At 45.9% G+C, this 10,738-nt stretch carries 8 protein-coding genes and 2 tRNA genes; 2 read left to right on the forward strand and 8 right to left on the reverse strand.

From position 1 onward, the window contains the following. Positions 1-52 precede the first annotated feature (52 nt). Positions 53-2,626, reverse strand: coding sequence for a leucine--tRNA ligase (leuS, locus tag R7Z47_RS15880; protein WP_005384121.1), 2,574 nt, complete (start codon positions 2,624-2,626; stop codon positions 53-55). 153 nt (positions 2,627-2,779) lie between these two features. Here leuS and R7Z47_RS15885 point away from each other — a divergent pair, with 153 nt between their 5' ends. Then, positions 2,780-3,250: a zinc ribbon-containing protein gene (locus R7Z47_RS15885; protein WP_005373024.1), complete on the forward strand. Its 471-nt coding sequence runs from the start codon at positions 2,780-2,782 to the stop codon at positions 3,248-3,250. Between the two features lie 84 nt (positions 3,251-3,334). Here R7Z47_RS15885 and lnt read toward each other — a convergent pair whose 3' ends face one another. From lnt to miaB, 5 genes are all read right to left on the reverse strand, one after another. Continuing rightward, on the reverse strand, positions 3,335-4,852 hold the full coding sequence (lnt, locus tag R7Z47_RS15890) for an apolipoprotein N-acyltransferase (RefSeq protein WP_213866974.1): 1,518 nt from the start codon (positions 4,850-4,852) through the stop codon (positions 3,335-3,337). A 32-nt stretch (positions 4,853-4,884) separates the two neighbouring features. Next, positions 4,885-5,784: a CNNM family magnesium/cobalt transport protein CorC gene (corC, locus tag R7Z47_RS15895; RefSeq protein ID WP_005384118.1), complete on the reverse strand. Its 900-nt coding sequence runs from the start codon at positions 5,782-5,784 to the stop codon at positions 4,885-4,887. Between the two features lie 105 nt (positions 5,785-5,889). Continuing rightward, positions 5,890-6,354 (reverse strand): rRNA maturation RNase YbeY, encoded by a 465-nt coding sequence (gene ybeY / locus R7Z47_RS15900; protein WP_005373030.1) that lies wholly within the window; start codon positions 6,352-6,354, stop codon positions 5,890-5,892. A gap of 2 nt (positions 6,355-6,356) precedes the next feature. Beyond that, positions 6,357-7,454, reverse strand: coding sequence for a PhoH family protein (locus tag R7Z47_RS15905; RefSeq protein WP_005373033.1), 1,098 nt, complete (start codon positions 7,452-7,454; stop codon positions 6,357-6,359). Positions 7,455-7,527: 73 nt separating this feature from the next. Next, positions 7,528-8,952 (reverse strand): tRNA (N6-isopentenyl adenosine(37)-C2)-methylthiotransferase MiaB, encoded by a 1,425-nt coding sequence (gene miaB, locus R7Z47_RS15910; RefSeq protein ID WP_005373038.1) that lies wholly within the window; start codon positions 8,950-8,952, stop codon positions 7,528-7,530. A 257-nt stretch (positions 8,953-9,209) separates the two neighbouring features. On the opposite strand from miaB, the gene R7Z47_RS15915 reads away from it, so the two are divergent. After that, positions 9,210-10,388: a 2-octaprenyl-3-methyl-6-methoxy-1,4-benzoquinol hydroxylase gene (locus R7Z47_RS15915; protein WP_130545255.1), complete on the forward strand. Its 1,179-nt coding sequence runs from the start codon at positions 9,210-9,212 to the stop codon at positions 10,386-10,388. Between the two features lie 135 nt (positions 10,389-10,523). On the opposite strand, the gene R7Z47_RS15920 is transcribed toward R7Z47_RS15915, so the two are convergent. Further along, positions 10,524-10,608: transfer RNA gene (locus R7Z47_RS15920), tRNA-Leu, on the reverse strand. A 53-nt stretch (positions 10,609-10,661) separates the two neighbouring features. Then, positions 10,662-10,736 (reverse strand) — tRNA-Gln (locus tag R7Z47_RS15925). Positions 10,737-10,738: the final 2 nt, after the last annotated feature.

Here is a 10,738-nt window from a genome sequence, read left to right on the forward strand (position 1 = left end):
ACTCTTGGTTAACAAATAAGTTCGCTAAACAGAGACAAATTGCATGCTGTGATTAGTTTGCAACGATGTTCAGCAGTTTACCTGGAACGTAAATAACTTTACGAATAGTCAGGCCATCAGTGAACTTAACCACGTTTTCGTCGTTTAGACCAAGCTGTTCGATATCGTCTTTAGAGATATCCGCTGGGACTGTTAGCTTCGCACGTAGCTTACCGTTAACTTGAACAACGATAGTTTTTTCGTCTTCAACTAGCGCTTTTTCGTCAAACGTCGGCCATGCCGCGTTATCAATGTCTGTTTCACCTAGTGCTGCCCATAGCTCGTATGAGATATGCGGAGTGATAGGGTAAAGCATGACAACAATAGCTTTCAGTGCTTCGTCAAGGATTGCACGATCTTGCGCAGATTCTTGAGGCGCTTTCGCTAGTTTGTTCATCAGCTCCATGATCGCTGCGATCGCGGTGTTGAATGTTTGACGACGAGCGATATCGTCCGTCACTTTCGCGATAGTTTTGTGAACGTCGCGGCGAAGTGCTTTTTGATCACCAGAAAGCGCTGAGGTATCTACTGCTTCTGCTGCGCCTTTCGCTGTGTGCTCTTTCACTAGTTTCCAAACACGTTTTAGGAAGCGGTTCGCACCTTCTACGCCAGACTCTTGCCATTCAAGTGTCATGTCCGCTGGAGACGCGAACATCATGAATAGACGTACTGTGTCAGCGCCGTACTTATCTACCATTTCTTGAGGGTCGATACCGTTGTTCTTAGACTTAGACATCTTGATCATGCCTGAGTGCGTTACATCGCGACCTTCAGTGTCTTTAGCAGAAGTAATGCGGCCTTTACCATCACGTTCAACGGCTACGTCTGTTGGAGCTACCCACTCTTTGCCGCCTTTCTCGTTCTCGAAGTAGAACGCATCAGCCAGTACCATGCCTTGACACAGTAGTTGCTTGAACGGTTCGTCAGAAGTTACGTAACCCGCATCGCGCAGTAGTTTGTGGAAGAAGCGTGAGTACAGTAGGTGCATACAAGCATGCTCGATACCACCGATGTACTGGTCTACTGGTAGCCAATAGTTTGCTTTTTCTGGGTCTAGGATGTCGTCCGCTTGTGGTGAACAGTAACGCGCGTAGTACCAAGAAGATTCCATGAACGTATCGAACGTATCTGTCTCACGTAGAGCAGGTTCGCCGTTAAAGGTTGTCTTCGCCCACTCTTTGTCTGCTTTGATTGGGCTCGTTACGCCGTCCATTACTACGTCTTCTGGAAGAATCACTGGTAGTTGGTCAGCAGGTACTGGGTGAACTTCACCGTCTTCAGTGGTTACCATTGGGATTGGCGCACCCCAATAACGTTGACGAGATACACCCCAGTCGCGTAGACGGAAGTTTACAGTCTTAGTGCCTTTGCCCTCTGCTTCTAGCTTCGCTGCGATTGCGTCGAATGCCGCTTGGAATTCTAGGCCATCGAATTCACCTGAATCGAACAGTACACCTTTCTCAGTGTATGCTGCTTCAGAGATGTCTAGCTCGCTGCCATCAGCAGGCTTGATAACTGGCACGATGTCTAGACCGTACTTCGTTGCGAACTCGTAGTCACGTTGGTCGTGCGCAGGTACAGCCATTACCGCGCCTGTACCGTAGTCCATCAGAACGAAGTTTGCTACGTATACTGGTACTTCGCGGCCGTTCAATGGATGAATAGCAGTAAGGCCAGTTGCCATACCTTTCTTCTCCATTGTCGCTAGCTCAGCTTCTGCAACCTTGTTGTTCTTACATTCGTCGATAAACGCTGCAAGCTCTGGATTGTTCTCTGCTGCAAGAGCTGCAAGAGGGTGGCCGGCTGCGATACCCACGTAAGTCACACCCATTAGCGTATCTGGACGTGTTGTGTAAACTTCTAGGTCTTGTTGACCCTTAACTTCAAACTTCAGTTCAACACCTTCAGAACGACCAATCCAGTTGCGCTGCATGGTTTTCACCATTTCAGGCCAACCTTCAAGCTTGTCTAAGTCGTCTAGTAGCTCTTGAGCGTACTCAGTGATTTTGATGAACCATTGAGGGATTTCTTTTTGCTCTACAGGCGTATCACAACGCCAGCAACAACCGTCTTCAACCTGCTCGTTTGCAAGAACAGTTTGGTCGTTAGGACACCAGTTAACAGAAGAAGTCTTTTTGTAAACTAAACCTTTCTCGTAAAGTTTAGTGAAGAACTCTTGTTCCCAGCGGTAGTACTCCGGTGTACATGTTGCGAATTCACGGTTCCAATCGTAACCAAAGCCTAGAAGCTTAAGTTGGTTCTTCATGTATTCGATGTTTTCGTAAGTCCAAGGTGCTGGCGCAGTTTTGTTTTTTACTGCTGCGTTTTCTGCAGGTAGACCGAATGCGTCCCAACCGATTGGTTGCATCACGTTTTTGCCTTGTAGGCGTTGGAAACGAGATACTACATCACCGATAGTGTAGTTGCGCACGTGACCCATGTGCAGTCGACCACTTGGGTATGGGAACATGGACAGACAGTAGAATTTTTCTTTATTTGGGTCTTCACTTACAACAAAGGTTTTGTTGTCATCCCAGTGCTTTTGAACTTTTTGTTCAATATCTTGTGGGTTGTATTGTTCTTGCATCGATGGTATCCGTTATCTTGGAATTTGTGAGTTCGGTTAGAACAGACTTAAATAGATCGTCATAGAATACCTAAAGCTAGGGATCACAACAATAGCCAATCTGTACCCATGCGCCCTTAAGTGACGCAGGTAGGAGAAAGATGGAGGTCAGTTATGCCTAAACGTAAAACAGGTTATGAGGAAATGCTCGAGGATGTGATTGAAACCTTGAAGCACAGTCCGGAAGAAGTTAACAAAGCGATTGAGACGTCGGGCAAAGTGGTGGATGCTGCTAATGACTTGACCAAAGATGAATTGGCTTTAATCAAAGCGTACCTTAAAGCAGACTTAAAAGAGTTTTCAGAGAGTTACGAGGATAGCAAAAGCGGTCCGTTTTACTTAACGATTGCGGATTCGATATGGCAAGGGCTGTTAGAGATTACAGACCGAACTAAAGTTGAGTGGGTTGAGTTGTTCGATGACTTAGAGCATCAAGGGCTATATGAAGCAGGAGAGGTGATAGGCTTAGGCACTTTAGTTTGTGATGAGTGTGGTCACAAGACAACGTATAACCACCCAACAGTAATCATTCCGTGTATTAAGTGTGGTCACAAAGGCTTTACTCGTCAGTCATTAAAGCCATAAATGGCGAGTAACGACTGTATAATGCAATGAATAAAAAAGAGGCTTAGTCGCCTCTTTTTTGTCTTTTCTACTTTCAAGCTGTTATCAGCTCTGTTTTCTTCTTAAACCGAAAGCCAGCGCTAAACTTAACCCTACCCAAATATACAATGGCCAAGTACCAACGATTCGATATGGCGTTTTCCCATCGGTTGGGGTGAGCTCTGCGCGCAGTACTGCAGTTTCAAACTGCGGAACTTGCTCAACGATTTTACCCTTGTGATCGGTTACCGCTGTTAATCCATTGTTAGTCGAGCGGATGAGCGGTTTGCCCAACTCTAAGGCACGCATACGGGCGATCTCCATATGCTGAAGAGGGCCGATAGAGTGACCAAACCATGCATCGTTTGAAAGCGTTAGAATGAAGTCTGTTTCGTCAGTCACATTTTGACGCACTTGCTCATTAAAGATGATCTCATAGCAAAGCGCTGGTGCCATGTGCATGCCATTCGCAACGATGTTTGGCTGCACAAAAGCCCCACGGCTAAACGATGACATCGGTAGGTTAAAGAATGGCGCTAATGGGCGCAAAATATCTTCAAATGGTACAAACTCACCAAACGGTAGTAGGTGATGCTTATGGTAACGTTCGCTTAAATCGAAGCTGTAGTCACCGTATGGTGTGATGCCGAGGGACAGAATACTGTTGTAGAACTGTCGATCTTCAGCTTGATTGACGACACCGGTGATGATTGCGCTGTTATTCATTTTTGCAGCGCTGTCGATATTGCTCAAAAATGAAGGCACTTCAATTTCAAAAGCGGGAATTGCTGCTTCTGGCCAAACGATAATGTCAGCGTCCCAGTTTTCACGAGTTAAGTCAGCGTATTTCATGATGGTTGGCCAGCGTTGACTTGGTAGCCACTTTAGGTTCTGGTCTACGTTACCTTGAATCAGCGCGAGCTTAGTCGTGTCTTCTGGTCGGGGTGTTACCCAATCGTAGTTGCGAATCCCAAAGCCAGTACTGAGTAGTACCGCAGGGATAATCACCATCAGCCACTGCTTATGAATCCATGCATAGGCTAACGCCCCTGCGCTGATAAGGATAAATAGAGTAAGCAGTTCTACGCCGCCAATTGGTGCAAAGCTTGCGAGTGGAGCATCTATCTGGCTATAGCCTAGCCATAACCAAGGGAAGCCGGTCATCACCCAACCACGCAACCAATCACTGAACAGCCATAAAGCAGGTGCAGCGAGAAGTGCTTTTGTGAGCGTAAATTGAGGAAACAGTTTGTTGTTGAGCCAAGCAAATAAGCCTGAATAAACAGCCAAGTAGGCAACAAGTAAGCCCATTAAAAATAAATTGGCAATGAGCGGCATACCGCCAAAACCGGAGATACTGACGTAAACCCAGCTAACGCCAGTTGCAAATTGACCTAACCCCCAAGCATAACCAATCCATAGTGCGCGTTTCGGAGTTTGGTTAGCAAGAAGAATCAGTAGAATTGCAGGGCTAAGAATGGCAATAGGCCACAGCTGGTAAGGAGCGAAAGCGAGTGTAGTAGAGGCGCCAACAAAAGCGGCCACTAAGGGCCGCTTAAGGCGATGAAAGAGTTCATTCATCATTGTAATTTCTGAGATTCCCAATGGGTATCGCGTTACTCTTGAGTGGCTTCAACCAGGGTTTCTTCGTCTGGGATCGTCACTTGGAGTTGAATGACACGACGGTTATCGGCAGCGGTGACTTTGAAGTTGTAGCCTTCAATTTCAACCAGTTCACCACGAGAAGGTAAGTGACCAAAGGCAGTCATGACCATACCACCAACGGTATCAACTTCCTCATCGCTGAAGTTGGTTCCGAATGTCTCATTAAACTCTTCGATGGTTGTCAGCGCTCTGACAGCAAACGTATGCTTGCTCAGCTTACGAATGTCCGTCTCTTCACTTTCATCGAATTCATCTTCAATATCCCCGACGATTTCCTCAAGGATATCTTCAATGGTCACAAGACCAGAAACACCACCGAATTCATCGACAACAATGGCCATATGATAACGTTCTTCACGGAATTCTTTCAGCAGTCGATCAACGCGTTTACTTTCCGGTACTACAACCGCTGGTCGAATGACTTCTTCGATATCAAATGGATTGCTGCCTGAGCCTAAGTATTTAAGTAAGTCCTTCGCTAGAAGTATGCCTTCCACATGGTCTTTATCTTCGCTGATCACAGGGTAGCGAGAGTGTTGAGCATCGGTAATCAAAGCAACCAAGGTATCAAGGTCGTGAGTACGCTCAACTGTAACCATTTGCGAACGCGGGATCATAATGTCACGCACACGCATTTCGGAGATTTCCATAACACCTTCAAGCATATCGCGAGTGTCATGGTCAATCAGGTCGTTAACTTCAGAGTCGCGGATAACATCCACAAGCTCTTGGCGATCTTTTGGTTCGCCCTGAAATAGTTGACCTAGACGTTCAAAGAAGGACTTTCTACTCGGACCTTCTGCCTTTTCTTTCTTATCTTCGTTAGAAGAGGGAGAATTATCTTCGTTCATTGTTTCTCAATTAAGTAACGCTATCAGAAGTGTGATAGCACACATAGAGAGGCGAACACGAGAGTCATTTAGGTGGTTCGCCTTTCCCTGTCGAGTGGCCAATAGCTACTCTTTTTCAGCAATGTAAGGATCTTCATAACCCATACCTTGCATGATTTCGGTTTCGAGGGACTCCATCTCTTCGGCTTCGTCATCCTCTATATGATCATAACCTAGCAGATGCAAGCTGCCATGTACAACCATATGCGCCCAATGTGCTAGCAGAGGCTTGCTCTGTTCAACCGCCTCTTTTTCAACAACTTGGCGGCAAATAATCAAATCACCAAGTAAATCTATTTCCATACCAGGAGGTGCTTCAAATGGAAACGACAACACATTAGTTGGTTTATCTTTGCCGCGATACTCATGGTTGAGCGTATGACTTTCTTGTTCATCAACAATACGAATGGTGACTTCGGCTTGTGGCTGGAAGAGAGGAATGGTCTTATCTAGCCACAATTGGAAATCTTGCTGCGAAGGCAGACCTTCTTCATTTTCGACTGCCAGTTGCAGATCAAGTTCAATCGCCATGATTATTCCTTAGTTGAAGCAACTTGTGCATTCAATTCGGCTTTTGCTGCTTCTAGTAACTTCGCATCGCGTTCTTCACGACGGCGTTTCTCGAACTCTTTACGCTCTTTCTGGTCTTGTGCTTCCCACTTCTCGTACGCGTTAACGATACGAGCAACCACAGGGTGACGTACAACGTCGTCGGCTAAGAAGAAGTTAAAGCTGATGTCGTCAACTTCGCTTAGTACTTCAATAGCATGACGAAGACCCGATTTCGCACCACGAGGTAAGTCAATCTGCGTGACATCACCAGTGATAACCGCGCGAGAGTTAAAACCAATACGCGTTAGGAACATCTTCATCTGTTCAACTGTGGTGTTCTGACTCTCATCAAGAATGATAAAGGCGTCGTTTAGAGTACGACCACGCATGTAAGCAAGAGGGGCAACCTCAATCACGTTACGTTCAATCAGCTTCTCTACGCGCTCAAAGCCCAGCATTTCAAATAGAGCGTCGTATAGCGGACGTAGGTATGGGTCGACTTTCTGGCTTAAATCACCAGGCAGGAAGCCCAATTTCTCACCAGCTTCAACCGCTGGACGAGTAAGTAGAATACGACGGATCTCTTGGCGCTCTAGTGCGTCAACAGCTGCTGCTACAGCAAGGTAGGTTTTACCTGTACCAGCCGGGCCAATACCAAAAGAAATATCATGCGTGACCATGTTAACCAAGTACTGCGCTTGGTTTGGCGTACGTGGTTTGATCACACCTTTCTTGGTTTTGACGAAGACTTCTTTACCATGCTCGATGTTAGACTCAGTATTCTGCTCAAGAACACCAGACTCTTTGATCGCTAGATGGATTTGCTCAGGCTCAATATCTGGGATCTCACCTCGTACAGGTGCGGTATCAACATATAGAGTTTTCAGGATATCCAGCGCAGCTGATGCGGTATGAGGTTTACCGACAATCGTAAAGTGGTCACTACGGTGGTTAATTTCAACGCCTAGACGACGTTCTAAATGCTTGATGTTGTCATCGAATGGACCGCACAGGCTAGCTAGTCGGCGGTTGTCTGAAGGTTCTAGGTTAATTTCTAGAGTTACGATTTTATTGCTCAATGTTGCCTCTCATTTTTTGCCACTTAGTGAGAGCCTGATAACGACCAGGCTCTCTATGGCTATTTATACGAGCTTACGGCGTAAAAGTAGCTACACCCAGCTCATCTTCGCGACGTGTTTTCGCCATCATCTGCGTTGGGGAAATCACACTACGAAGATCCATGTCTTTTTCAGTACGTACTAGCTCACCACGCAGTGAGTTTGCAAATACGTCTACGATCTTCACATCAACGAACTGACCAATTAGGTCTGCACTACCTTCAAAGTTTACTACACGGTTGTTTTCTGTACGAGCGCGTAGTTCCATTAGGTTTTTCTTCGAAGGACCTTCAACTAGAACACGTTGTTCTGTGCCAAGCATTAAGCGAGAGTAACGCATCGCTTGAGCATTGATAGTTTGCTGTAGTTCGTAAAGGCGCTCTTTCTTCACTTGTTCTGACACATCACAAGGGTAATCCGCTGCTGGCGTACCTGGACGTGGAGAGAAAATAAAGCTGAAGCTCATGTCAAAGTCTACATCTTTGATTAGCTTCATGGTGTCTTGGAAGTCTTTGTCTGTCTCACCAGGGAAACCAACAATAAAGTCTGAACTGATTTGAATATCAGGACGAGCTTTACGCAGTTTACGGATGATCGATTTGTATTCGATAGCGGTGTGAGGGCGTTTCATCATCGTTAGGATACGGTCACTACCACTTTGCACAGGTAAGTGCAGGAAGCTCACAAGTTCTGGCGTATCTTCGTATACTGCGATGATGTCGTCTGTGAATTCTAACGGGTGGCTCGTCGTGAAACGAATACGGTCGATACCATCGATAGACGCAACCAAACGAAGCAGTTCTGCAAATGAACAGATCTCACCATCGTGCATAGGACCACGGTACGCGTTTACGTTTTGACCCAGAAGGTTTACTTCACGTACGCCTTGTTCAGCAAGTTGGGCGATTTCGAACAGTACGTCATCCATTGGACGGCTTACTTCTTCACCACGAGTGTACGGTACGACACAGTAAGTACAGTACTTAGAGCAGCCTTCCATAATAGAAACGAATGCTGTCGCACCTTCAGCGCGAGGTTCAGGTAGGCGGTCGAATTTTTCGATTTCTGGGAACGAAATGTCCATAACTGGTGCATCATCGGACTGAGATTGTTTGATCATCTCAGGTAGGCGGTGCAAAGTTTGTGGGCCAAAAATAACGTCAACGTATGGTGCACGTTCACGAATATGGTCACCTTCTTGCGTTGCTACACAACCACCTACACCGATAACTACGCCAGGTTTTTTATCTTTTAGTGTTTTCCAGCGGCCTAGCTGGTGGAAAACTTTCTCTTGCGCTTTTTCACGGATCGAACAGGTGTTAAGTAGAAGTACGTCTGCTTCCTCTGGCTCTTCCGTCAGCTCGTAGCCGTTTGCAGCATTAAGCAGGTCGGCCATTTTTGATGAATCGTATTCGTTCATCTGGCAGCCCCAGGTTTTAATTAGCAGTTTCTTACTCATCTCACTTTCGCTCGTTCAGTTGTACTTAAATCGGAGAGCTATTGCTCAAATTATAGCCGCCATCACGGCGGTAAGCGGCGTATTGTACTGCTTTAAAAAGCACCTGACTAGTGATCTAGCTAATTCTCTGCAAAGCCTGATGAAATCTAGTTTTTCGCCCTATGCTGAACAAGGTTTTTTGTTAAACAATTTTGTAAATGTAGCCATGGAAAGTACAATAAAAAACGCCAATTAATCAGCACGATGAAGAGTGAAAAATGAACAAGTATGACATCGCCGTGATCGGTGGCGGTATGGTCGGGGCAGCCGTCGCTGTTGGATTTGCCAAGCAGGGCAGAAGCGTTGTCTTGGTCGAAGGTACAAAACCTAAAGTTTTTGATGCCGCTCAGGCGATGGATATTCGTGTATCTGCAATCTCGCACCAGTCGGTGGAGTTACTTGATTCACTCGGAGCATGGTCAGAGATCAAGAGCATGCGAGTTTGTCCTTATCGGCGCTTAGAAACTTGGGAGCACCCAGAGTGCCGTACTCGTTTTAACTCTGATGAATTGTCATTGGATCAGCTAGGTTACATCGTTGAAAACCGCCTAATCCAATTAGGTCTTTGGCAAGTCTTCTCTCAGTATGAAAATCTAACCGTGATGTGTCCTGAGCGATTAAAAGCCATTGAGTTTGCAGATGTAAATCTTGTGACACTAGAAAGTGGGGCGCAGTTTGAAGCTAACTGGGTGATTGGTGCTGATGGTGCAAACTCTAAAGTTCGTCAATTGGCTGGAATTGGTGTAACTGCGTGGGATTACCGACAACACTGCATGTTGATTAATGTGAAAACAGAATTGCCTCAGCAAGATATTACTTGGCAACAATTTACACCTTCAGGCCCACGTTCATTTTTACCTCTGTGCTCTTTGAGTAACGACGATGGTCAAGTAGTAGGCCAAGGTTCTTTGGTTTGGTATGACTCGCCTAAACGTATTAAACAACTGTGTGCGATGGGTAAACCTCAACTAAGAGAAGAAATTTTACGTCATTTCCCTGCTGAATTAGGCGATATTGAAGTTTTACAGTTTGGCTCATTCCCACTCACTCGTCGTCATGCGCAAAGCTACTCAAGCAAAAATTGCGTGTTAGTGGGTGACTCTGCTCATACGATCAACCCGCTTGCAGGGCAAGGGGTAAACTTAGGCTTCAAAGATGTAGACGTTCTCCTTTCGGTAACAGAACACCAAGAAAAGCTGGAAGATACCTTACTCGCGAAATACGAACGCGCACGTCGACCTGACAACTTACTCATGCAGACGGGCATGGACTTTTTCTATAAAGGTTTTAGCAACGATCTTGGGCCATTGAAGTTCGTACGTAATGCTGCATTGAAGCTTGCTGAAAACTCAGGGCCAATTAAGGCTCAAGTACTGAAATACGCGTTAGGTATGTAGTAAGCTACTCTAATCTCAGATAGAAAAAAAGCGAGCCATGAGCTCGCTTTTTTAATTCGGCAAATCTAATGATTTCCCGAGTCCAGAACCAAAAAAAGAAAAAACCCAGCAAAGTCATGCTGGGTTTTCCGATAATGGTGCGGAAGGAGAGACTTGAACTCTCACACCTTGCGGCGCCAGAACCTAAATCTGGTGCGTCTACCAATTCCGCCACTTCCGCAACTTAATCTGTAGATATCAAGATAATTGGTAAAATCTCAATATCGTTGTATATGGCAGGGCTACCTGGATTCGAACCAGGGAATGGCGGCATCAAAAGCCGCTGCCTTACCGCTTGGCGATAGCCCTAC

Origin of the sequence: Vibrio sp. 1641, assembly GCF_033339995.1 — a bacterium.
In the GTDB taxonomy this organism is placed as follows: domain Bacteria; phylum Pseudomonadota; class Gammaproteobacteria; order Enterobacterales; family Vibrionaceae; genus Vibrio; species Vibrio alginolyticus.